This is a genomic window from [Flexibacter] sp. ATCC 35208 (assembly GCF_001975825.1).
Taxonomy (GTDB): domain Bacteria; phylum Bacteroidota; class Bacteroidia; order Chitinophagales; family Chitinophagaceae; genus Chitinophaga.
In genome coordinates, this window is sequence record NZ_MTKN01000001.1 from 360,047 (window position 1) to 384,859 (window position 24,813).

Sequence of the window (24,813 nt, forward strand, 5' to 3'; positions counted from 1 at the left end):
AAGGCTTATGACTAGAACATTCTACGGCATGCTGATGGTGCTCACGCTCTCAACGACCACAGCATTGGCACAACAGCAGATCCCTTCTCCGAAAGAACATTTTGGATTCAATATCGGAGATGATTACCAACTGGCCAACTACACACAAACGGAAGCTTATTTCAAAAAACTATCAGCCAGCAACAGAACGAAACTGGTAGACATTGGTCTCACAGAAGAAGGCCGGCACCAGTACATGCTCATTGTCTCTGCACCTGAAAACATCCAGCAACTGGAAAAGTACAAAACTATTTCCCAGCAACTGGCACATGCCGAAGGTCTTACCGATGATCAGGCACACGCACTGGCTGTAACAGGTAAAGCGGTGGTATGGATTGATGGTGGTTTACATGCTACGGAAGTAGTCGGTTCTCATCAGCTCATAGAAAGTATGTACCAGTTAGTGTCGCGTACAGATGAGGAAACAATGAACATCCTGCAAAATGTGATCATCCTCTTTACGCACGCCAACCCTGATGGACAGGAGCTGGTAGCCAACTGGTATATGCGAACGGAAGATCCAAAGAAGCGGGCCATGAACATTCCAAGGTTGTATGAGAAGTATGTAGGCCATGATAACAACCGTGACTTTTATATGATGAATATGAAAGAGAGCCAGAACATCAGCAGACAACTGTTCGTAGAATGGATACCGCAGATCATGTACAACCATCACCAGCGTGGACCTGCAGGTTCTGTACTGGCAGGACCTCCGTATCGTGATCCTTTCAATTATGTATTTGATCCGCTCATAGTAACTAGTATAGATGCAGTGGGTGCGGCTATGAATAACCGTTTGAATGTAGAGAATAAACCGGGGTATACGCAACGGGGAGGATCTCAGTTTTCCACATGGTGGAATGGTGGGTTGCGTACAGCGCCCTACTTTCATAACATGGTGGGTTTGCTGACGGAGATCATTGGGGGGCCTACACCTGAGACTGTGCCATTGGCGCCGGACAGGTTGATTCCAAATGGTGCGACACCTAATCCGGTGGTGCCACAGGAATGGCATTTCCGTCAGTCAATAGATTATTCCGTTTCGCTGAACTATGCGGTATTGGATTATGCTGCGAAATATAGGAGTACGTTGTTGTACAACATCTATCATATGGGTAAGAATGCGATTGACAGAGGGAACGAAGATCACTGGACGTTCTATCCACGCCTGGTAGATAGTATTAAGTTGGCGGCATCTAAAAAAGATACCACTAAAAAAGATACCGCTAAAAAAGAAGAAGGTGGTGGAGATCTTTCACTTGGAAAAGAAGATACTATAAAGAATAACTTCTTTGATGCTTATTTTAAAAATCCCATATACAGGGATGCGAGGGCTTATATCATTCCTGCAGATCAGGAAGATTTTCCAACAGCGGTGAAGTTCATCAATGCAATGAGTCGGGCAGGTGTGACTATTCACAAAGCAACTGCTGATTTTACTATAGCAGGTAAGCAATATCCTGCGGGTTCTTATGTAGTAAAAGCAGCACAGGCATTTCGTCCGCATGTATTAGACATGTTTGAACCACAGGATCACCCGAATGATTTTCAGTATCCGGGAGGTCCTCCTATCAGACCTTATGATGCAGCGGGTTGGACACTGGCTTTCCAGATGGGGGTGAAATTCGATCGGGTACTGGATGGAATAAATGCGCCATTGGCACAATTGCCTTATGGACAGATAGAATCACCGGCATCAAAGACATTACCTGTTGGGAAAAAAGGATATTACCTGAGCCCGTCCGGCAATAATGTATTCATTGCCGTGAATGATCTGCTGAATGCAGGTGTAAAAGTATCCCGTATATCTTCAGGTATGTTCTATGTACCTGTTTCTTCAAAAGCAACAGAGATATTAACAAAAGCGACTACCGAACTGGGTATAACCGTCACTGCTGCTGATGTGGCGCCTACGGGATTAAAGGCTGTAGCGCCTGCACGGATTGCCATCTGGAATACTTATGGTGGTTCTATTCCTGCCGGTTGGATGCAATGGCTGATGGAGCAATATCATTATAAGTGTACCATGATTTATTCACAGGAAATTGACAAAGGGGACCTGCGTAAGAAATATGATATCATCTTATTTGCCACTGGGGCTATTCCTGATACAGGCAAACCCAAGAGAGATAGTTACTGGTTTGGCAAGTTGCCTAAGGCAGAAGAGTTGTCTGCTGAATTCAAACCATGGTTAGGTCGTATCACTGCTGATACTTCTGTTCCTCAGTTGAAGAAATTCCTGGAAGCGGGTGGTAATATTGTTACGATTGGCACCAGTACGAATCTGGCCTATCATTTAAAACTGCCTGTGAAAAATGCACTCATCGATCCTAAAACGAATAAGACATTAACTGGTAGTAAACTATATATACCGGGTAGCTTATTGATTGCAGATGTAGATACTACGGCTGCCGAAAATGCCGGTATGCATGCAAAGACAGATGTGTATTTTGATCGTAGTCCTGTGTTCAACATCAGTGGTGATGTAAAGAAGCTGATGTGGTATTCTACTGCCACTCCTTTACACAGTGGATGGGCATGGGGACAGAGTTACCTGAAAGACGGTGTGGCTGCATTCGTAGCACCTGTAGGCAGTGGTAAATTGTATGCCTTTGGTCCTGAGATCACATTCCGTGGACAATCACATAGCACCTTTAAGTTACTATTCAACCAATTGTATAAATAATGAAGAAAGTAATATTGTCTCTGCTTTGTTGTGCACCTGCCTTTGTCTATGCACAGAAAGCAAATAAAGATAAAACGGCGATCATTGCAGCATTGGATGCGCAGGCACCTGCGTATACAACCATAGAGCAAAAGATCTGGGGATTTGCAGAAGTAGGTTACCAGGAAGTGAAAAGTTCTGCATTGCTGCAAGAGAAACTGACACAGGAAGGGTTTACAGTGAAAGCAGGTATTGCAGGTATTCCAACTGCCTTCATCGCTACTTATGGAAGTGGTGAACCTGTGATTGGTATTCTTGCAGAGTTTGATGCACTGCCTGGATTATCGCAGGAAGCCAACCCTGAAAAGAAGGCGATTGTACCGGAGGGTGCAGGGCATGGTTGTGGACATAACCTGTTTGGTACTGCATCCGTAGCTGCTGCTGTTGCAGTGAAAGACTGGATGAAAGCAAGTGGTGGCAAAGGTACCTTAAGAGTGTATGGTTGCCCGGCAGAAGAAGGTGGTTCAGGTAAAGTGTATATGGTAAGAGCTGGTTTATTCAATGATGTAAGTGCTGTGTTGCACTGGCATCCGGGCAATGATAACTCTGCGGGTTTAGCTCCGTGGTTAGCCAATAAAAATGCAAAGTTTAGATTTTATGGAATCGCTTCTCACGCTGCAGGTGCGCCTGAAAAAGGAAGGTCTGCACTGGATGGGGTAGAGGCGATGGATTATATGGTGAATATGATGCGTGAGCATGTCCAACAGGATACCCGTATTCACTATGTGATCACCAAAGGTGGTGATGCGCCGAATGTAGTGCCTGCTTTTGCAGAAGTATACTACTACGTACGTCATCCGGATATGCAGGTTGTAAAAGATACCTGGGATAGATTGGTGAAATGTGCAGAAGGTGCGGCAATGGGAACAGGTACTACCATGAAATATGAAATCATCGGTGGTGTGTATAACATGATGCCGAATGAAACACTGTCTCACATGATGGATAAGAACCTGCATCTGGTGGGTGGATTTAAATATACGGCTGAAGAAAAGGAATTTGGCAAGAAGATTCAATCTTCATTTATCGATCAGAAGAACATTCCTGATATGGATAGTGCTTCTATGAAAGTACAGCCATTCACGATTGTAAAAGAGGGCGGTATCGGTTCTTCTGACGTTGCAGATGTAAGCTGGGTGACACCTACAGCAGGTATGAGCGCGGCTACTTTTGTAGCGGGTTCCGGTGGGCATAGCTGGCAGAACGTGGCCGCTGCTGGGTCCAGCATTGGTGCGAAAGGAATGATGGTAGCTGCCAAGACGATAGCACTCACTGCCTATGACCTGTTCAATGATCCTACGGCAGTTACATCTGCACAGGCAGAACTGAAAGAGCGCAGAGGAAAAGATTTCAAGTACGAAGCCATGCTGGGCGATAGAGCCCCGGCACTGGATTACAGGAAGAAATAAAATAGTTGTATGAAACAGTTATTGTCCGTCATCATATTATTTTGCGCCACTACTTTGTATGGGCAAACCGTACCTTCTCCCAAAGAACATTTTGGTTTTAATATGGGAGATGATTACAAGCTGGCAAATTATACACAGACAGCTGCGTATTTTCAGAAGCTAGCTGCCAGTCCACGTGTAAAACTGGTGGATATTGGATTGACTGAAGAAGGCAGGCATCAGTATATGCTCGTTATTTCTTCACCTGAAAATATCCAGCAATTAGAAAAGTATAAAAAGATTTCACAGCAACTGGCACGTGCAGAAGGTATCAGTGAAATACAGGCAAGAGCGATGGCTGCTACAGGTAAAGCTGTAGTGTGGATAGATGGAGGATTGCATGCAACAGAGGTGGTGGGTTCACATCAGTTGATCGAAACGGCGTATCAACTCATCAGCAGAAATGATGATGAAACAAAACGCATTTTGGATAATGTGATCGTATTGATGACGCACGCCAACCCTGATGGACAGGAGCTGGTGGCTAACTGGTACATGCGTAATACAGATACGCTGAAGCGTACTACAGACCAGGTGCCTGTGTTGTATCAAAAGTATATTGGTCACGATAATAACCGTGACTTCTATATGATGAACATGAGCGAAAGTGTAAATATGGGTAAGCAGCTGTTCTTAGAATGGATGCCCCAGATCATGTATAATCATCACCAACGCGGTCCGGAAGGCTCTGTATTAGCAGGGCCTCCATACCGCGATCCGTTCAATTATGTATTCGATCCTTTGATGATTACGGGTATCGATGCATTGGGTGCGGCTATGTACAATCGCCTGAATGCGGAAGATAAACCGGGGTATACCAGATTGAATGGTTCCAGTTTTTCCACCTGGTATAATGGTGGATTACGTACTACGACACAGTTTCACAATATGATCGGGTTGCTTACTGAGATCATTGGGAACCCAACACCTGAAAAAGTACCTGTAGTACCACAGCGTTTAATTCCGAATGGTGCTACACCAAATCCGGTATTGCCACAGGATGTATGGCACTTCCGGCAGTCAATCGATTATTCCGTATCGCTGAACTATTCTGTGCTGGATTATGCTGCCAGACAGCGTGATGAAGTGTTGTACAACATTTATAAGATGGGGAAGAATGCGATAGATCGTGGTAACAGGGATAACTGGACATTATCTCCAAAAGGTGCGAATGCTATTACTGCTGCTTATAAAAAAGATAAGAATGATACGACTAAAGATGATGGTAGTGATCCTTATGGCTGGATGAAGCGTGGAAATAATATTCCGATGTCATACTATGATGCGGTGTATAAGAATCCTGCTACACGTGATCCAAGAGGGTATATCATATCAGCGGATCAGGCAGATTTTCCTACGGCTGTGAAGTTTATCAATGCACTGATTAAAACTGGTATCAGTGTGCAGAAAGCGACTACTGCCTTTACGATAGAAGGGCAACAATATCCTGCGGGGTCCTTTATTGTTCGTACGAATCAGGCGTTTCGTCCGCATGTACTGGATATGTTTGAACCACAGGATCACCCGAATGATTTTCAGTATCCGGGAGGTCCTCCTATTCATCCTTATGATGCTGCAGGGTGGACGTTGGCTTACCAGATGGGTGTGCAGTTTGACAGGATACTGAATGATTTTAGGGGTCCTTTTGCACAATTGCCTTATGGTGAATTGCAGGAGGTGAAGGCAGGAACATTGCCAGCAGGCAAAGCTGGTTATTTACTTAGTGGTAAACAGAATGATGTATTCACAGTCGTTAACAAATTGCTGAACGAAGGGATAGATGTGTATAGAACAAAGACGGGCGATTTCTATGTAAGCAATAAGAAAGCAGCAGTAGATATATTAGGTGGTGCATCCATCAATATAAAGCCTTTGAGCAAAAAGCCAGCTGATCTGGCAGCCGTAAAACCTGCACGCGTTGCATTGTGGGATAGTTACGGTGGTTCCATTCCTTCCGGTTGGGTAAGATGGTTATTAGAACAATACCACTTCCCATTCAAAGTGATCTATGCAAAAGACATTGACAAAGGCAATCTGAAGAAAGACTACGATGTCATTGTATTTGTAACAAGAGCCATCCCACCTGTTTCAGGAGAGGAATCAAACCGTTATGGTTTTGCACAAAAAGCGCCTTCACCAAATGAAATCCCTGAGCAATATCGTGGCATGCTCGGTAAGATCACCAAAGACACATCCATCCCTCAGTTAAAGGCCTTCTTAGAAGCAGGTGGTAATATAGTTACTATCGGTACCAGTACGAACCTCGCTTATCATTTAGGCTTACCTGTGAAGAATGCACTGGTAGAAAATGGAAAGCCATTGCCGGGTACGAAGTACTTTATACCTGGTAGTATATTAAAGGCTCAATTTGATAGTACACTAATGGCGGCATATGGTATGCCTGCTACTGGTGACATCAATTTTGATAACAGCCCTGTTTTTAAAATTGATGCAGGTGCAAAAGAAGTAAAACCCATTGCCTGGTTTACTTCGGAAACGCCACTTCATAGTGGATGGGCCTGGGGACAAGCTTACCTAAAAGACGGTGTAGCAGCGTTTTGTGCACCGGTTGGCAAAGGAATGTTTTATGCTTATGGACCGGAAGTCACCTTCAGAGGACAGTCGCACGGCACGTTTAAGTTATTATTCAACACACTATATCAGGAAGGGGGGCAATAAGCCCCCTTTTTTTTGTACCAAAAATTCCACCTATATTTCCGGTACTATTCAACAGCACACATGAAAAAACCTATCCTTCTGCTTTTACTGCTGGTGTACACCGGTAGTATCGCATTGGCACAAAAAGTACCACAACGTGGCTCCGACACGACCTTATTCGGCGACAATAACCAACCAACAAGAAGTGATTACCTGGCCGGGTTTGAAAAAGTTTTTCAGACCATGAATAAAGTACCACTGGTTACGAGTTCCTTTACCCATCTTCCGGACATCCAGTCCCATCTGAAAGATGCCGATTCTGTACTGGAAATACTGAAAGACCGTTTTTCCGGCAATGACAGGAGTCTCAATATCCGAAACCTCCAGATGTACCAGTCCTTATTGGAAGAACTGAACAATACCATGGGAGAATTCGGAAAGACACTAAATGGTTATGACCAGAAACTGGATGAGGTCAAAAAGGAAATCCGGGACCTCCGAAAGGATACCCTGATGCGTGGTTTGTTCAAGGATTCTGTACTCAGAGCCACCTTTACGCCACAACTGCAAACTTTACGTACCAAGTTCAAAAGAGCGGATAGTCTGGTAAAATCTAATACCGCTATCCTCAATGACCTGAAGGCAAGAGTTTCTACCAATGCGATCACCATCGAAGAATTGGGGTATCAGACAGAAGATGCCCTGAAAACAGCCGGTGGCCGTGCATTTACGAAAGAACGTCTCTACCTGTGGGAACCCGTTTCCGAGCTGGGACGAAGACCTCCTACCGGTGGTTTTAAGAAGTCTGTGAATGCAGAGCAAAAGCTGGCAGGTTACTACTTCAAAAATACCCGCAGCAAGCGCTCCCTGTTATGGATAATAGGCATTGTATTCTTTGGCTGGATCAATTTTAACTTCCGGAGTCTGAAGAAATTAAATAAGCTCAGTGCGATCAAGGAGTTTGATTTCAAATATGTCAAGGCGTTACCATGGCTTATGACGTTTGTACTGATCCTGAACCTGGCGCCTTTATTTGATCACAATGCACCGGCTATTTATATAGAGACGACACAGTTTTTCCTGATGGTGTTGTTGACACCTGTCTTCTATAAATTACTACCCCGCCAGATCTTTATGGGTTGGGGTTTATTCATGCTCTTATTCCTCTTCCTGCCTATCATCAGGGTATTAGGATTACCTATGCGCCTTATGCGGTATGCGAATGTGGTACATGATGTAGTAGCGATTGTAATTGGGGTATTATTTATACAGATCCGCAGTTTCCGCAAAGAATATCGTTTGATGTGGTGGGCGGTGATATTGTATACCTTCCTGAATGTGCTGGCAGTATTAATGAACCTGTTTGGTCGTGTGACGTTGTCCCAGATCTTTAGTTCCACAGCGGTATATGCACTGGCACAGGTAGCGAGTCTCAGCATTTTTGTACAATTAACGATCGAGGCATTTCTCCTGCAAATACAAGGTAGTCGTATCCGTAAGCACTATCCTGAGCACTTCGATGTGGCAGATATCAAGAAATCCCTCTTCCGGTTTATATCTGTGCTGGCGGTGTTGATCTGGGCGATTGTATTCAGCACCAACCTGAATATCTATGATACATTCAACGATGGCCTGAAGACGTTGTTCCAGACTTCTGTTGTCATTGGCAGTAGTTCCTTCACAATTGGCGGGGTGATATTGTTCCTGGGTATTATCTGGGTGGCGAATTTCCTACAGAAGTACATTGCCTATTTCTTTGGGGATATCGGTGACGATGCCGCCTTTGATGATAAGGGGCAGCGTTCCAGATTGCTGGTGACCAGGCTGATCTTGCTGGTGCTTGCTTTCCTGCTGGCTATCAGTGCATCAGGTTTGCCTGTTGATAAGATTACTGTGATCCTGGGTGCTTTGGGTGTGGGTATTGGTCTGGGTTTACAGAGCATCGTCAACAACTTTGTATCCGGTATCATCCTGATCTTTGACCGCCCACTCCGTATTGGTGATATGGTGGAGATTGGTAGTAACAAAGGTCGTGTAAAAGAGATTGGGATCCGCAGTAGTACCCTGCTTACCGAAGATGGGGCAGAGGTGATATTGCCAAACGGGGATGTGCTTTCGAAAGAAATTACCAACTGGACCCTGAGTAATAACAGTGCCCGCATCAATTTCAATTATAAGGTAGCCAGGCTGGAAGATCCTGAAACTGTGAAGCAGGAATTGAAAGAGCTGATCATCGCCAATGAGCAGGTGTTGGGAAGAAGAGAGGTTGAGATTATTATGAACCTGGTCAGTGCGGGTACCATGTCTGTAAGGATTGCTTTCTGGTGCAGAGACATCATGAAAGTCACTGTGATAGAGGCAGAGATCAATAATGCCATATACAATTATTTTGAGCAAAAGGGTATTGTGACCCAATAAAAAAAATGTTAAAAAAGAAAAGCCCGGTACTCCTTATGGAGTCCGGGCTTTTTTTTCATCCTATATTCGTAACGACTTAACCTCTTATGCAAAAAATTACCTTATTACTGTTATTGAGCATTTGGATGGGACAAGCTGCTATGGCACAGGCTAACAAGGATACGGCGGATGCCAGGTATAAAGCAGCCATTGCAATGATGGAGGACGGAAAACCAGCAGCAGCAATACCATTGCTCGAAGAAGCGATTAAACTGAACCCGGATGAATGGAGTTATTATTACGAGATTGCGTACTCGAAATACATGCAACAGGATTATAAAGCTGCGATCGATATTACCAAAAAGCTGACAAAGCGGAAGGATATCAACAGCAGGGTATACCAGCTGCTAGGCAATGCCTATGACCTGACCGGCAAGCGGGATAAGGCCCTGGATGCTTATGAGAAAGGGTTAAAGGCATTTCCGGATGCAGGTAATCTGTACCTGGAACGGGGTGTGATGGAGATCGGTATCAAGGATTATAATAAAGCTTTAAGTTATTTTGAAAAGGGGATCGAGGTAGATCCTATGTTTCCTTCCAATTATTACTGGGCGTCCAAAATCTTTCTGAGCACACAGGAAGAGGTATGGGGGATGATATATGGAGAGATCTTTTTGAACCTGGAACGAGGTTCCAGGCGGACGGACGAGATTAGTAAGCAGTTGTACCTGACGTATAAAGGGGAAATTCAGTTTAAAGACGATACATTGGTGACGGTGAGCTTTTGCAAGCAGAATGTGATGGCAATTTCTCCGGATGGCAAGTACAACCTGCCTTTTGGGGTGATGGTGTATGAACCTGTATTGCTGCTGTCCGTGGCAGGGGAGAAGATTATTAATTTACCTTCTTTAAACAGGATCAGGACCCGGTTTGTGGAAAACTACCAGAATATGGCACTTGCGAAAAAGACACCGGTCGTTTTGTTTGACTATGAGCAGCAGGTAAAAGATGCGGGTTTCATGGAGGAATATAATTACTGGATCCTTGCGGAAGGAGATGATAAGCAGTTTGAAGAATGGAGAGGGGAACATAAGAAGGAATGGGAGGATTTTATCGGGTGGTTTAAGAAGAATCCCTTGAAGATTACACAGGAGAACAAGTTTTATAGAGCGAAGTACTAACTTTAGTGCATGACTGAACTGGAAAAATTAGAAACGGCGGTAAGGAGCTTTTGCGGTATTGACGAGCAGAGTTTTGCTTTGTCATTGCCGTATTGGGAATTGCGGACGTACCAGAAGGGGGAGTATTATAATGAGTACAGGAATGTGTGTAAGCATCTGGGTTTCATCGTGGATGGCGTGTTCCGCACCTATTATGTGAATGCGGAGACAGGGGAGGAGAAGAACATGTTGTTTTATACAAGGAACCAGATGGTGACAGCTTTTAAGAGCTTTTTGACCCGTCGGCCCTGTAATTTTTATACGGAGAGTATGGTAGAGTCTACCATTTTATATATACATGTCGATCATTTACAGGCATTATATAAACAATCTCATGAGTGGGAGCGGTTTGGGAGATATATAGCCGAGGTGGCTTTTAACCTGATGATGGAGCATACAGAGGATTTTCTCTTTAAGAGTCCGGAAGAGCGGTATGTACAGATAGTGGAGCAGCATCCGGATTTGGTGAACCAGGTGCCGTTATATCATATCGCATCCTACCTGGGCATAGCGGGTCCATCATTGAGCAGGATCAGAAAGCGCATGCAGAAAAAAAATTAATATTTTACTTTACCTTTGGAACGCTTTCAAAAGTAGAAAAGAGAACTAGATTGTGGTTAAATTCTTCCGCTCCGGCAACCCTCTAACAGTATTACTACTGTTAATATATACATTGGTAGTAAAGTTCTATTACCTTCTCCATCCGGCTACTTACCTGGCCGACGGCTCTGAAGGGTTATTATATGACCTGCTGGTAAAATGGCTGAAGGCACTCGTAGGCCCCAGTCCGTTCTTTTTTACCTCCCTGGCTATCATGATCCTGTTATTGCAGGCTTTGCTGATCACTAAGATTGTGAATCACCAGCGTCTTTTTGCCAAGCCGAACTATTTACCTGCCATGGCATACATGCTTTTCACCTCCCTGCTGGAAGGCTGGAATGTATTTTCACCTGCTTTGCTTGTGAACCTCATCATGCTGTGGGTATTCTCTTCCATTACATTGCTATATACCCGCACCTCCGCCAGAGATGTGGTATTTAATATAGGGTTTGCACTTGGTATCTGTGGATTATTCTATTTCCCGGCCATTATATTCTGTCTGCTATTGTTAATGAGTTTGTTGATAATGAGACCGTTCCGACTGGCAGAATGGATTATTGCCGTATTGGGACTGGTAGGTCCGCTGTATTTGCTGGGTACTTATCTTTTCCTCACAGACCAATGGGCATTATTCACAAAAATCCCAAGAATTGGTTTTTCCATAGAGCTCATGTTGCACTATAAGGTATGGGGTGCCATTGTAATCAGTGTAGTATTTTTCCTGTTAGGATGGCTGCTGTTGCAGCGAAGCCTGAAGAAGATGCTGATTCAGGGCCGGAAGATATGGGGAGTATTGGTGATATATGTGTTCGTAGCCATGCTGATTCCTTTCTTTAATATACATTTCTCTCCAGCTTACTGGGTACTGGCTATATTGCCATTGTCTATGTTCGTCGCCAATGTATACTGGTCCATCCGGAATAATACCATGGCTAATGTAATCCACCTATTAACGGTGGCTTATGTGATTGTGATGCAGTGGTTTAGTGCGAATCATTAAAGCCCCTCTCAGCGGCTTTTATTTTGAACGGCTATGGAAATGTGCAAACGGCACAGTAATTTTGTGGTTTTTCCGGTACTTTGCGTCCAATGGTCTAGGTCGTAAATATTGGTTAAAATCAATAAGATATATTTAAGATCATAAAATTCAACTATTTAATATGAAATTCGGCGTAGTCACCTTTCCTGGCTCTAATTGCGATCATGATATGATAGACGCCCTGCGTAATGACCTTGGGCAGGAAGTGATAGAGTTATGGCACAAGGATAAAGACCTCAGCATGTTCAATACAGAAGATTGCATTGTACTGCCAGGTGGTTTTTCTTATGGCGATTATCTGCGTTGTGGTGCTATTGCCCGCTTTAGCCCAATGATGCAGAGCGTGATCGAATTTGCAAATAAAGGTGGTCGTGTAATTGGAGTTTGTAATGGTTTCCAGATCCTTGTTGAAGCGGGTCTGTTACCTGGCGCCCTGTTGCGCAATGAGAATCAACAGTTCGTTTGTAAAAATGTGTACCTGAAGAGTGAAAATACTGTTGCTTCCATGACTAAGGATGTAACCGGTCGTCCGCTGATGATTCCGGTAGCACATGGTGAAGGCCGCTATTATGCTGATAAGGCGACGCTGGAAAGTCTGCAGTCGAACAACCAGATCCTGTTCCGCTATTGCGACGAATTTGGTAACGTAGTGGAAGATGCAAATCCAAACGGTGCTACCCTGAACATTGCAGGTATCTGCAACAAGGAGCGGAATGTATTTGGTCTGATGCCTCACCCTGAAAGGGCTACCCGCGATGTACTGGGAAATACCGATGGGCAGCTGATATTCCAGAGCCTGATCAACAACAACTGATTTGTTTAGAAGTATAGTATAAAATCAGCCAACCAGTTAAAAAAAACGTATGAAACAATTATTAACAGCGATCTGTCTGTTCGCTTTGCCCCTGCTGGCAAGTGCGCAGATAGAGAATCCGGTGAAGTGGAGCTTTACGTCGAAGAAGATCAACGCTACCACGTATGAATTGCACATGACAGCTACTATAGAAGGTGGCTGGCACCTGTATGCACAGGAAGCGGGAGAAGGTCCGGTACCTACCTCCTTCAAGTTCACCAAAAGCCCACTGGTAGTAAACGAGGGTAAGGTGACTGAAGTTGGTAAGCTGCATAAGGCTTTCGACAAGAACTTTGACTCAGAGCTGAAATACTACGAAAATCAGGTAGACTTCGTACAAAAAGTAACCGTGAAAGGTAAAGCAGCTACCAAGGTAAAAGGATCTGTAGAATTCATGACCTGTGATGATCATGAGTGTCTGCCTCCGAAATCAGTAGACTTTGCTATTTCCGTAGGAGGAAAATAATTAATACAGGAAGCTGTACACCACAGTTTTTCCGTACACGTCAATTGAAACGAGTTCCCTGAGGAACTCGTTTATTGTTTGAAATGGGAATCAGTCTCTAAATCCTATTATCTATATGAAGCATTTGCTCACATTCATTATACTTATTGCGGCAGCCCTTGGGGTACAGGCGCAGAGTGATTCTGTCGTTCATTGGCAATACACCGCAGAGAAGAAGGGCGCGCAGGATTATGTGTTGCACTTTACAGGGACTATTGAGAAAGGAGTGAAAGTATTCTCCACCACAATGCCTGATGATGCCCTGGTCAATACCCGTGTGGTAGCTGACAGCATAGCCACCATTGGTACTATTACAGAAGAAGGTAGTCTGAAACAGGCGAAAGAGCCACTGCTGGACAATGCGGTCGTAAAATATTTTGAAGATAAAGTGGTTTTGAATGTAGCTGTTCACCTGAATGGCGATGTGAAATCACTGGAAGGTGCTGTGAACTATATGTTCCAGAAAGGTGAAGAGATAGGCGGTCCTGAAGAGTTTAAATATAAATTCAAGGCAGATGCTTCGGGTACATTAGTGAGTGTAGCTGCAGGTTTGCAGGAGGGGTCGGCTGATGCGGTCAATTCGCTGAAGCGTAGCAATATCAAATTGGACCAGGCAGTCATTGTAACTGGAGAGCAGGTGCATGAAAAGAAAAGCCTGTGGGGTATTTTCTTATTGGGTCTGATCGGTGGTTTTGTAGCGCTGGTGACGCCTTGTGTGTTCCCATTGATACCGCTGACGGTGTCTTTCTTTACCAAGAAGTCGCAGGACAGAAAGAAAGGGGGAGCGAATGCGGTGACTTATGGGTTCTTCATTTTCGCGATTTATGTATTACTGAGCACACCTTTTTATTTCCTGAATAGTATTGCGCCGGAGATCTTTAATAATATCTCTACCAATGTGTGGTTGAACCTTGTGTTCTTTGTGATCTTCATTGTATTTGCTATTTCGTTCTTTGGGGTGTTTGAAATCACTATACCGAGTAGTCTGGCGAGTAAGGTAGATAGCAAATCGGGTGTAGGTGGTCTGGTAGGTATTTTCTTTATGGCGCTTACATTGGCACTGGTATCTTTCTCCTGTACGGGTCCTATCCTGGGTTCATTGCTGGCAGGCGCATTGTCTGCTGATGGTGGTGCAGTACAGCTCACAGCGGGTATGGCGGGATTTGGTTTTGCATTGGCATTGCCATTCGCGTTGTTTGCGTTGTTCCCTAATTTATTGAGTGCATTACCAAAATCCGGTGGATGGTTGTCTTCTGTGAAGGTGGTACTGGGTTTCATTGAAATAGGTATGGCGATAAAGTTCCTTTCTAATGCTGATCTGGTGGAACATTGGGGCATTGTGAAAAGAGAGATTTTCTTCGCAGTGTGGATCATTTGTGGTATCCTGATTGTGTTGTATTTGTTGGGTAAGATCCGTTTCCCGCATGATTCTCCGATTAAGAAGTTCAGCATTACCCGTTGGGCTTTTATTGTAGTCTTTAGCGTACTGACTATTTATATGTTGCCTGGTTTGAGCAATACAAAGTGGGCTAACCGTAAACTGATCAGTGGTTTTCCGCCACCGTTGAGTTATAGTATTTATAATAATCGTGTGAAAGGGGTGGAAGCGAATGTGGTGAATGATTATGAGAAAGCGTTGGAGCTGGCGAAGGCACAGCATAAGCCGATTCTGATTGACTTTACAGGTTGGGCATGTGTGAATTGCCGGAAGATGGAGGAGAATGTGTGGACGACGAAGGAAGTGAAGCATCTGATAGAAGACGATTATATTCTGGTGTCATTGTATGTAGATGACAGGAAGGTATTGCCGGAAGATCAGCAGTTTTTGTATACGACGACAAATGGGCAGAAGAAAGAGATAAAGACGATAGGAGATAAGTATGCGACGATGCAGACGGAGAATTTTATTAATAATTCACAGCCGTATTATGTGTTGATTAGTCCGGATGAGCAGTTGTTGACTACGCCGGTGGGGTATACACCGGATGTGGATAAGTATGCGGATTGGTTGAAGAAGGGGTTGGAGGCATATCAGAAAGTAAAATAAAAAAAGAGGGGCTGCTTGAGAAAGCGGCCCTTTTTGTTACTGGGTGGCCTGGGCCAGCAAGGAAGACGGTTTGTTTTTAAACTGGCGTCGTCGTCGGTTATTATTGCCCTGGGGTGATAATGATGTAATGGGCAAAAGGGAATTCTATTTTGATGGCGGCTTTGATTCGATCAATGGCATCTGTTATTTCATGGGTGTCCAGGTTTTCTTTGAAGCGTACTAATAATAATAGCATTACCTCTTCAGGAGATTGATAGGTAGAGAAGATCTGCAATACTTTTTCAACCGCTTCGTCATTTTCCACAATGCTACGGATTTTGAATTGTGTAGCAGTGGCAATGCCTTCACCCATTAGCAAGCTACGGCTTTCGCGGGCTAGTAATACTGAAACGACGGTAAGGAGTACACCTACTATTAAAGATGCGACACCATCTAAATATGGATTATTGAGTTTGTGACCCAGGTAAATCATGATTGCTACCACGGCTAATCCTAATACAGCAGCACTGTCTTCGAATAATACGAGAAAACTGGCGGGGTCCTTACTTTGATGCACCGCTGTCCACCACGACTTTTTACCTTTTACTTTCTTGAAATCTACAATCGCCACTACGAGGGAACCGCCATCGAAGAGGAAAGAACAGGCCAGTACAATGTAGTTCCAGAATGGATCCTGTTGGGGGACGGGATGACGCAGGTGACTGATACCCTGAAAGATAGAGATACTCCCGCCGATGGCGAAGATCAGTAAAGAGACGATGAATGACCAGAAATAGAGTTCCTTGCCATAGCCGAAAGGTCGTTTGGCGTCAGCAGATTTCTTGCTGAGGCGGATGCCAAGGAGGAGGAGCAGCTGGTTGGCGGTATCGACTAAGGAGTGCACCCCTTCGGAGAGCATGGCGGTGCTGCGGGTAGCAAAGCCAGAAATGAATTTAATGATGGCAATCAGGAGGTTAGCTGCCAGGGCGATATATACAGTTCTATTTGGGTGCATACTATTATCCTGATAAAAGTATGCCGAAGGTAGAGGAGAACTTCTTTCACCCTGAATTTGAGCATTCAGGGTGAAAGAAGTAGTAACATGTTTATTCGAAGCTATAGTTATCCAATGCAGGTACAGCGATCTTTTCCTGTTGGCCGCTCACCATGTTTTTGATACTGAGCACGCCTTCTTTCACTTCACTTTCACCCATGATGATCACATATGGGATACCGCGTTTATTTGCATACTTCATTTGCTTATCCATCTTAGCCGGCTCGTGGTAGAGTTCAGCAGAGATGCCACGGGAACGGAGGCTGGCGAGCATAGGGAAAGCTACGCCAGTCGTGTTCGCATCCATATTAAAGATGAGCACGCGGGTACCTTGCTGGGCAGTAGCCGGGAAGAGTTGTAATTCTTCGAGTACATCATAGATACGGTCTACACCGAAGGAGATACCAACACCAGAGAGATTAGGCAGACCAAAGAGACCAGTGAGGTCATCATAACGGCCGCCGCCGCCGATGCTACCCATTTTCACAGCTGCTGGTGCTTTTACTTCCACGATCATTCCAGTGTAGTAGTTTAGGCCACGGGCAAGGGTAACATCAAGAATAGGCGTGGTTTTAAATGAACCTGGCTGAGAATGAAGCACATATGTCAGCTCTTCAATACCTTTTTTACCGGTTTCATTATTTTTGAACAGTTCGCCTAATTGTTGCAATTTTTCCTCATTATTCCCCTCAATGTTGAGGAAATTTGAAATAATTGAGATTTCGCTATCATTCAGGCCGCGTTCAGAGAGTTCTTGTTTTACAGCATCTAGTCCAATTTTGTCCAGTTTATCAATAGCGATGGTAATATCCGTCAATAACTCAGGTTTACCAGCGACTTCCGCCAGTGCGCCCAGGATTTTCCTGTTATTGATTCGGATTTCATAGCCTTCCATCCCTAGTTTTGTGAACACTGTATCGTAAATCATGAGCAATTCGATCTCATTGATTAGGGAATTGCTACCTACGATATCGGCATCACATTGGTAGAATTCGCGGTAGCGGCCTTTAGCAGGGCGATCGCCACGCCATACCGGCTGCATCTGATACCTTTTAAATGGAAACGCCAGATCATTCTGATTCATCACCACAAACCTTGCGAAGGGAATGGTGAGGTCATAGCGCAATGCTTTTTCGCACAGCAGTATCCCCAGTTCACGGCTATCTTTTGCTTGCTGGGCGCGGCTCAGGATCTCGCCGTTATCAAGAATTTTAAAAATCAGTTTATCCCCTTCTTCACCATATTTACCGGTCAGGGTATCCATTTGTTCCATGGCAGGGGTTTCCAGTGGCTGAAAGCCAAACAGTTCGAATGTTTCGCGGATCGTCTGAAAAATATACTGCCTTTTCCTTACTACCACAGGGCCGAAGTCACGGGTACCTTTTGGTATACTGGGTTTTATCATCGTTTTGATTTTTATATATCAGTGCCTGACACTATGCGTTGACAGGCTTTATAGATCATATTATAAACTGGTTCGAAGAGGGCGTCATCGTACCATGGATCGGGTACAGGTTCCTGGTTATCAAGGAGCAGCTGTACTTTTGCTTTGTCTGTTTCTGTGCGGGCTTTGCGCAGCACATCGCGGTAATTGTCCAGGTCCATGACGAAGATGCGGTCAAATTCGTCGAAGTCGCTTACCTGGAACTGGCGGCCTCTGAGGCCTGAAATATCTATGCCATGTTGCCTGGCCACCTTAACAGACCGTCTGTCTGGTGGGTCACCCACGTGCCAGTTGCCAGTGCCGGCTGAATCGATGTCCCAGTTCAGCCCTTTTTCGTCTGCCAGATGTCTGAGGATGCCTTCTGCCAGGGGAGAGCGGCAAATGTTACCCAGACAAACCATTAATATTTTCATAATTGCCGCAAACCTACAAGATTTTAACATTATTTTATTAATCTACCTCAATTTTGCCCAAAGGCCCGCAGGGCGGAAATTGGGGCACTGTCAGGGCCGGTGCAGTTTACCTGGCATGAGTTATGGAATTTAAATTATGTTGCATCTATATAATAATTACGTGATACTATGATGAAGATTATTCTCGTATATATTGCAAATAGGGGGAAATTTGATTCTACTTAGTATTAACAAGGTTTTAACAACTTCGTTTATAATTAACTGTAGATTGAATATGAAAAAATGTATGAATGCCAGACGTTTACGAAACCTGCGCTAGTGGCGGATTTTCTAGTTGTACGTTTAGCATGCAACCCATTTTTCTTGACAATCTTCTAATAGAACAGGTATTTGTTTAGAAATTTTTTTTTGTATACTTGTAATTCGCAACAATGCTGATGGAACACGAAAGATCTGGTAAAAGGAATATGAGCATCGATTACCGCTCACTTGGAGAGTTAGTTAGAGGGTTATTTTTTATGCTCTTTGGATTATTTGCAATATTTGCTGAACGTCTCGGCTTCGGGCAGTTCCAGGTATCGCAGACTGTACTCACTATATTTGGAGGGGTCTTAATCGCTTATGGTATTTTCCGCGTATACCGTGGAGTGAAAAATGCATTTTTTAATAGGAATTAACGATTTAATAGTCAGGCATATGTTTACCAGTATCATTAAAAGGAACCGGAATTATATCGCATTGTTGGCAACAATGATTATCTTGTCATCCTGTACATCGAACAATAAAACAGGTCAGGTGCAGGATACGCCAACTTCCGGCACCATCAAAATAAGTGTAGATGAGACATACAGACCGTTGATTGAGTCGGAAATAAAAGTTTTTGAGTCACTTTATCCGAAAGCTCATATCATTGCGGAATACAAACCCGAAGTAGACTGTTTCAGAGACCTGATGGCTGACAGTGCACGATTGATCCTCGTAACCAGGGACTTCAATCAGCAGGAGCTGGATTATTTGAAAAAAGTTAAGATATCGCCACAAAGTATGTTGCTCGCCTGGGATGGCGTAGCATTGATTACTAATCATAGTAATCCGGATTCTATCCTCACTTTGGACCAGGTGCGCAACATAATGGACGGAACAGATGCGGAAAAAAAATGGCAAATCATTTTTGACAATTCGAATTCAAGTACAGTAAGATATATCCAGGATTCAATCAACAAGGGAAAGGCATTGCCAAAGAATGTAATGGCGGCAAAAACCAATCCTGAAGTGGTTGATTATGTGGCTAAATCAAAAGATGCACTGGGAGTAATCGGGGTAAGCTGGATATCAGATACCAACGATGCCCAGGCAATAGAATTTACAAACAAGGTGAACGTAGTGAAGGTGCGTGCTGATAATGGTTCAGAATTTGTAAAACCATTTCAGGCATATATTGCTCTCGGTTCATATCCGCTGAAAAGAGGTTTATTCTTTTGCTTAAAAGAGCCTTACAGTGGATTGGGGTCCGGGTTCGCTACCTTCCTCGGAGGACAAGAAGGACAAATGGTGATAGGTAAATTCAAACTGTTCCCTGCGAGATTGAACATCGTGTTTAGGGAAGCGAACATCAAGTAAAAAACTAACACAACTAAAATTAAAAACCGGATTGCTCATGAACAGACGGAAAAGTTTAATTGTTGCAATGCTATGCGTCGCGAACGGCGCAATGGCTCAATCTGTAGAAGATGGATTGAAAGACCTGTATTATGGCAAGTATGAAACAGCCAAACAAGACCTGGAGAAAGTAATAGCCGCCAAGCCTACTGAAGAAAGAGCATATTATTATCTCGGTATCGCTCAGTTAGGTTTGGGTGATAACAATGGTGCTGCTGCTACTTTTCAGAAAGGTCTGACAGCAGTTCCTACATCCTCTTTATTGCAGGTGGGTATGGGCAGACTGGATCTATTGAAAGGTGATGCTGCTGCTGCAAAGCAGAAGTTTGAAGCTGCTACTACTGCAACACAGGGTCGTAATGGCGATGTAGCCCGTGCGATCGCAGATGCTAACTCTGAAATTAAAGGCGGTGACCGCGGTTATGCTGCGAGTGTAATGGAGAAATTGCTGAACAACGAAGGCCGTAAGAAAAAAGAAGTTTATACAGCTACCGCTGCTGACTATATCGAGCTGGGTGATGCTTACCGTATGCTGGGTGGTGAAAATGGTGGTAAAGCGATCAACACTTATGAGAAGGCTTTAGAGCTGGATCCTAACAGTGCTGAAGCTACCATGAAAGAAGGTCTGGTAAACTACAATGCTAAGCTGCTGCAGGATGCTGTAAACGACTGGACTAAAGCAACCAACATGGATGCTAACTATGGTCCTGCGTACTATCAGCTGTACGAATTCTATATTACTCCAACCAAAGCTCAGCTGTCACTGGAAAATGCAGCAAAGTACCTGGAGAAATATATGAGTGTAGTAGGTGAAGGTGCCGGTAAACTGGAAAACGAGTATAACCTGGCGGCTATCTCTTTCTTCAAGAAAGAATACGATGCAGCTATCAGCAAAGCTAAATCTGTATTACCACAGACAACTGAAGCTAACAGAGGTAAATTTACCCGCCTGCTGGCAGATGCTTACCTGCAGAAAGGCGATACAGCTACCGCTAAAACTGAAATGGAAGCTTACGCAAAAGCGGCAGGTGATTCCAAGCTGGTGGCTAACGACTACAAACTGTTAAGCGCTGTATATCAGGCAAACATAGGTGATTCTGCACAGAGAGCTCAGAACGACTCCCTGGCAGCTATGTACCTGGAAAAATACGCACTTGCTGACACTGCAAAAGATGCAGAAAAATACAGAAACGTAGCTGAGTCCTTCAAAGCAATGGGTGCTACCAAAAAATCAGCAGAATGGTATGGTAAACTGGTAAATGATTTCTCTGATGAGAAAAATACCGGTAAAATCCAGGATATGTTCTGGAAAGGTACCATGGAAATCTACGCACACGAGTACAATCAGGCAGATTCTACATGGGGTCAGTTCGTAGCTAAATATCCTACCCAGGAAGTACTGGGTACTTATTGGAGAGGTCGTGCAAATATGGCGAAAGATCCAGACGCAAAAGATGGTGCCGCACTGCCTTACTTCCAGCATCTGTTTGAGATCAAAGGTGATGAGAAACTGAAGCCAAACCAGCTGATGTTCCCTTATCAGTACCTGATGATCTACTATTACAACAAAGATGATGATGCTAATATGAAGATCTGGATGGACAAGGTAGCTTCTATCGATCCTAACAACGCTACTGTTGCTGCGATCAAAGAAAACCTGGCAAACAGGGCTAAATCCAGCTCCAAGCCTGCTCCTCAGGGAAACAAGAAATAAGCAAACTGAGCTTTAAATAGAAAACCCCGGCGACTGCCGGGGTTTTTTTATTTCCGGTTGGGGAAAAAACATAATATTTTAATCCTTCAATAGATTTGAATATTGCTAGACTTAGCCTATTTTTGCTCATTCTGATGAACGATTTATAGGGAAGCTTATGTTTATAGACACAGTATTATTGTCAGCAACTACTCCTTTTAGCTATTTTCCTATTGTATTACAGTTAATAGCTGCGCTGGGTTTTGTAGGTCTTACCATGTTCGCCACTCACTTTTTGGGTCCTAAAAGGAAAACCAAAGACAAACTGGCTACCTTCGAAAGTGGTATTGAACAACATGGTAACGCCCGTCAGCCAGTAGCTATTAAATACTTCCTGGTGGCCATCCTGTTCGTACTCTTCGACGTGGAGGTTATTTTCTTTTATCCTTATGCGATTAATTTCCGTCTGTTGGGTTGGGAAGGGTTTATGGCTATGTTGATGTTTGTGGTATTTTTTATGGTAGGTTTCCTCTATATACTCAAGAAGGGAGCCCTGAAATGGGAAGATTAATAGAAGATGGCACACAGCCCCATGTGAAGCTGTGCCTGCTAAAGGGAACAAATCTGATATTGTAATTTTAAATCTGAAAGGTTATGGCACGTCCGGTTCAGTATAATACGAAAGTGAAGACAGTGGAAATCCCTGAGGGATATTCCGGGGAAGGTTTTTTTGCGACTTCGTTTGACAAAGCGATTGGTTTGGCACGTAAAAACTCCATCTGGCCGCTGCCTTTCGCCACTTCCTGCTGTGGAATCGAATTCATGGCAACGATGGCGTCTACTTATGATCTGGCACGTTTTGGTGCAGAAAGAATGGCATTTACCCCTCGTCAGTGTGATTTACTGATGGTAATGGGTACTATCTCCAAGAAAATGGGACCTGTATTACGTCAGGTATACCTGCAGATGGCAGAGCCACGCTGGGTAATCGCTGTAGGCGCCTGCGCCAGCAGCGGTGGTGTATTTGATACCTATTCCGTTTTACAGGGCATTGACCAGGTCATCCCGGTTGATGTATATGTACCAGGATGCCCTCCACGTCCTGAAGCAATTATTGATGGCTTTATGCGTATCCAGGACCTGATTGGTCAGGAAAGCCTGCGTCGCCGCCATTCCGATAAGTACAAAGAACTGTTGAATTCCTACGGCATACAATAAAGATCACGATACACTTTACTCCTGTATCTGTGTTCTTAAATATACACTGCAATGTCCTTGACTAACGACAATATTAAACAACGACTAACCGACAAGTTTGGTGAGGCTGTCTCACAGGTGGAAGAAACCTTTGGGATGCTTAATTTTACAGTACCTAAAGATCTGAACCTGAAAGTGATGCAGTTCCTTTACGATGATGAGGAGCTGCAATTTCGTTTTTTAACAGACCTCACTGCTGTGCACTATCCTGATCGTACAGGAGAAGAGCTGGCAGTAGTGTACCATCTCTACAATTTTGCCCAGCGCGTAAGACTTCGTATGAAGGTTTATACCAGTGTGGAAGATCCAAGAGTATTTACTGCTACCCGTCTGTATGAATCTGCAAACTGGATGGAGCGTGAAACTTACGACTTCTTTGGTGTCAACTTCGTAGGGCATCCAAACCTGAAGCGTATTCTGAACGTGGATGAGATGGATTACTTCCCAATGCGTAAGGAATTCCCACTGGAAGACCAGTCTCGTATAGATAAAGATGATGAAATGTTCGGCCGCGGCGGGCATATTGGCATATAATTAATTATTCGTTGATCATGTCAGAGCAACATAATATAACACTTCCGGAAGGATCTATTGAAAGGGTTACACAAACCCTCAACCTCGGACCTACCCACCCTGCTACACACGGGGTGTTTCAAAATATATTGGAAATAGACGGTGAGCGTGTTGTCAGTTCCGAATCTACTGTGGGGTATATCCACCGTGCATTTGAGAAGATTGCAGAACGTCGTCCTTACTACCAGATTACTCCTCTTACAGACCGTCTGAACTACTGTTCTTCTCCTATCAATAATATGGGATGGCACATTACCGTAGAGAAACTGCTGGGTATTCAAACCCCTAAGCGTGTGGACTACCTGCGTGTGATCATTATGGAGCTGGCACGTATCTGTGATCACCTGATCTGTAATGGGGTTGTAGGTGTAGATACCGGTGCCTTCACCGGGTTCCTGTACCTCATGCGCTGGCGTGAGCTGGCTTATGAGATCTACGAAGAAATCTGTGGATCCCGCCTTACTACCAACATTGGTCGTGTGGGTGGTTTTGAAAGAAACTTTACACCAGCTGCTTTCGATAAGATCGAAACATTCCTGGTTGAGTTTCCCAAAGCCCTGAAGGAGTTCGAAACCCTGATGAACCGCAACCGTATTTTTATGGAGCGTACACAGGGCGTAGGTCCAATCAGTGCTGAAAGAGCGATGAACTATGGTTTTACTGGTCCTAACCTGCGTGCTGCCGGTGTGGATTACGATTTACGTGTGGCTCATCCTTATTCCTCTTACGAAGATTTTGAATTTTCTATACCAGTAGGCACCACCGGTGACTGTTATGACCGTTTCCTGGTTCGTAACGGTGAAATGTGGGAAAGTCTCAGCATTATCCGTCAGGCGATGGATAAAGTGAAAGGCCTGCCCTCCGATGTATACCATGCAGATGTGCCGGCATATTACCTGCCAGACAAGAGCGATGTATACACCAAAATGGAAGCACTCATTTATCACTTCAAGATCATCATGGGTGAATCCGATATTTTACCAGGCGAATTGTACAATGCTGTAGAAGGTGCCAACGGGGAGCTGGGCTTTTACCTCATCAGTGATGGAGGCCGTAGCCCCTACAGGTTGCATTTTCGCCGTCCGTGCTTCATTTATTACCAGGCTTATGCTGAACTGATCAAAGGCGCCATGCTGAGTGATGCCCTGATCTGTATGAGTAGCCTGAACCTGATTGCAGGAGAGCTGGATGCATAAAGCAAACGAAACGC

At 44.2% G+C, this 24,813-nt stretch carries 20 protein-coding genes; 17 read left to right on the forward strand and 3 right to left on the reverse strand.

Features of this window, described 5'->3' with window-relative positions; genetic code table 11:
• Window positions 1-7 precede the first annotated feature (7 nt).
• The 10 genes from BW716_RS01375 (at window position 8) to BW716_RS01420 (ending at window position 15,531) form a co-directional block, all read left to right on the forward strand.
• Entirely contained in the window at window positions 8-2,725 is a 2,718-nt protein-coding gene (locus BW716_RS01375; protein ID WP_083720302.1) for a M14 metallopeptidase family protein, read from the forward strand.
• On the forward strand, window positions 2,725-4,173 hold the full coding sequence (locus BW716_RS01380) for an amidohydrolase (RefSeq protein WP_083720303.1): 1,449 nt from the start codon (window positions 2,725-2,727) through the stop codon (window positions 4,171-4,173). Before BW716_RS01375 ends, BW716_RS01380 begins: the two co-directional genes overlap by 1 nt.
• A 9-nt stretch (window positions 4,174-4,182) precedes the next feature.
• Entirely contained in the window at window positions 4,183-6,891 is a 2,709-nt protein-coding gene (locus tag BW716_RS01385) for a M14 metallopeptidase family protein (RefSeq protein ID WP_083720304.1), read from the forward strand.
• A 60-nt stretch (window positions 6,892-6,951) separates the two neighbouring features.
• Window positions 6,952-9,288 (forward strand): mechanosensitive ion channel family protein, encoded by a 2,337-nt coding sequence (locus tag BW716_RS01390; RefSeq protein WP_083720305.1) that lies wholly within the window; start codon window positions 6,952-6,954, stop codon window positions 9,286-9,288.
• A gap of 86 nt (window positions 9,289-9,374) precedes the next feature.
• On the forward strand, window positions 9,375-10,448 hold the full coding sequence (locus BW716_RS01395) for a tetratricopeptide repeat protein (protein ID WP_083720306.1): 1,074 nt from the start codon (window positions 9,375-9,377) through the stop codon (window positions 10,446-10,448).
• A gap of 9 nt (window positions 10,449-10,457) precedes the next feature.
• Window positions 10,458-11,048: a Crp/Fnr family transcriptional regulator gene (locus BW716_RS01400; RefSeq protein WP_083720307.1), complete on the forward strand. Its 591-nt coding sequence runs from the start codon at window positions 10,458-10,460 to the stop codon at window positions 11,046-11,048.
• A 52-nt stretch (window positions 11,049-11,100) separates the two neighbouring features.
• Window positions 11,101-12,087, forward strand: a complete 987-nt coding sequence (locus BW716_RS01405; RefSeq protein WP_143708677.1) for a hypothetical protein — start codon at window positions 11,101-11,103, stop codon at window positions 12,085-12,087.
• Window positions 12,088-12,247: 160 nt separating this feature from the next.
• The gene (purQ, locus tag BW716_RS01410; protein ID WP_083720309.1) at window positions 12,248-12,940 is read left to right on the forward strand and encodes a phosphoribosylformylglycinamidine synthase I; all 693 of its coding nucleotides are present in this window, start codon (window positions 12,248-12,250) and stop codon (window positions 12,938-12,940) included.
• A gap of 49 nt (window positions 12,941-12,989) precedes the next feature.
• Complete coding sequence (locus BW716_RS01415; protein WP_083720310.1) at window positions 12,990-13,445, forward strand: protein-disulfide reductase DsbD domain-containing protein; 456 nt, start codon at window positions 12,990-12,992, stop codon at window positions 13,443-13,445.
• 115 nt (window positions 13,446-13,560) lie between these two features.
• Window positions 13,561-15,531 (forward strand): protein-disulfide reductase DsbD, encoded by a 1,971-nt coding sequence (locus BW716_RS01420; RefSeq protein ID WP_083720311.1) that lies wholly within the window; start codon window positions 13,561-13,563, stop codon window positions 15,529-15,531.
• A 100-nt stretch (window positions 15,532-15,631) separates the two neighbouring features.
• On the opposite strand, the gene BW716_RS01425 is transcribed toward BW716_RS01420, so the two are convergent.
• The 3 genes from BW716_RS01425 to BW716_RS01435 all read right to left on the reverse strand — a co-directional run bounded on the left by BW716_RS01425 (window position 15,632) and on the right by BW716_RS01435 (window position 18,421).
• Window positions 15,632-16,525, reverse strand: coding sequence for a cation diffusion facilitator family transporter (locus BW716_RS01425; protein ID WP_083720312.1), 894 nt, complete (start codon window positions 16,523-16,525; stop codon window positions 15,632-15,634).
• 91 nt (window positions 16,526-16,616) lie between these two features.
• The gene (hisS, locus tag BW716_RS01430; RefSeq protein ID WP_083720313.1) at window positions 16,617-17,969 is read right to left on the reverse strand and encodes a histidine--tRNA ligase; all 1,353 of its coding nucleotides are present in this window, start codon (window positions 17,967-17,969) and stop codon (window positions 16,617-16,619) included.
• A gap of 11 nt (window positions 17,970-17,980) precedes the next feature.
• Entirely contained in the window at window positions 17,981-18,421 is a 441-nt protein-coding gene (locus BW716_RS01435) for a low molecular weight protein-tyrosine-phosphatase (RefSeq protein ID WP_083720314.1), read from the reverse strand.
• Between the two features lie 437 nt (window positions 18,422-18,858).
• Between BW716_RS01435 and BW716_RS01440 the strand changes: the two genes are divergently transcribed.
• From BW716_RS01440 to BW716_RS01470, 7 genes are all read left to right on the forward strand, one after another.
• Entirely contained in the window at window positions 18,859-19,098 is a 240-nt protein-coding gene (locus tag BW716_RS01440; protein WP_143708678.1) for a hypothetical protein, read from the forward strand.
• 19 nt (window positions 19,099-19,117) lie between these two features.
• On the forward strand, window positions 19,118-20,041 hold the full coding sequence (locus BW716_RS01445) for a substrate-binding domain-containing protein (protein WP_179090957.1): 924 nt from the start codon (window positions 19,118-19,120) through the stop codon (window positions 20,039-20,041).
• Window positions 20,042-20,078: 37 nt separating this feature from the next.
• Complete coding sequence (locus BW716_RS01450) at window positions 20,079-21,794, forward strand: lipopolysaccharide assembly protein LapB (protein WP_143708679.1); 1,716 nt, start codon at window positions 20,079-20,081, stop codon at window positions 21,792-21,794.
• A 157-nt stretch (window positions 21,795-21,951) separates the two neighbouring features.
• Window positions 21,952-22,344 carry an NADH-quinone oxidoreductase subunit A gene (locus BW716_RS01455; protein ID WP_083720318.1) on the forward strand — a complete coding sequence of 131 codons (393 nt, stop codon included), beginning with the start codon at window positions 21,952-21,954 and terminating at the stop codon, window positions 22,342-22,344.
• A gap of 83 nt (window positions 22,345-22,427) precedes the next feature.
• On the forward strand, window positions 22,428-22,991 hold the full coding sequence (locus BW716_RS01460; RefSeq protein ID WP_083720319.1) for an NADH-quinone oxidoreductase subunit B: 564 nt from the start codon (window positions 22,428-22,430) through the stop codon (window positions 22,989-22,991).
• 51 nt (window positions 22,992-23,042) lie between these two features.
• Window positions 23,043-23,564: an NADH-quinone oxidoreductase subunit C gene (locus BW716_RS01465; RefSeq protein WP_083720320.1), complete on the forward strand. Its 522-nt coding sequence runs from the start codon at window positions 23,043-23,045 to the stop codon at window positions 23,562-23,564.
• Between the two features lie 17 nt (window positions 23,565-23,581).
• Window positions 23,582-24,799: an NADH-quinone oxidoreductase subunit D gene (locus tag BW716_RS01470; protein WP_083720321.1), complete on the forward strand. Its 1,218-nt coding sequence runs from the start codon at window positions 23,582-23,584 to the stop codon at window positions 24,797-24,799.
• The last annotated feature ends 14 nt before the right edge of the window (window positions 24,800-24,813 follow it).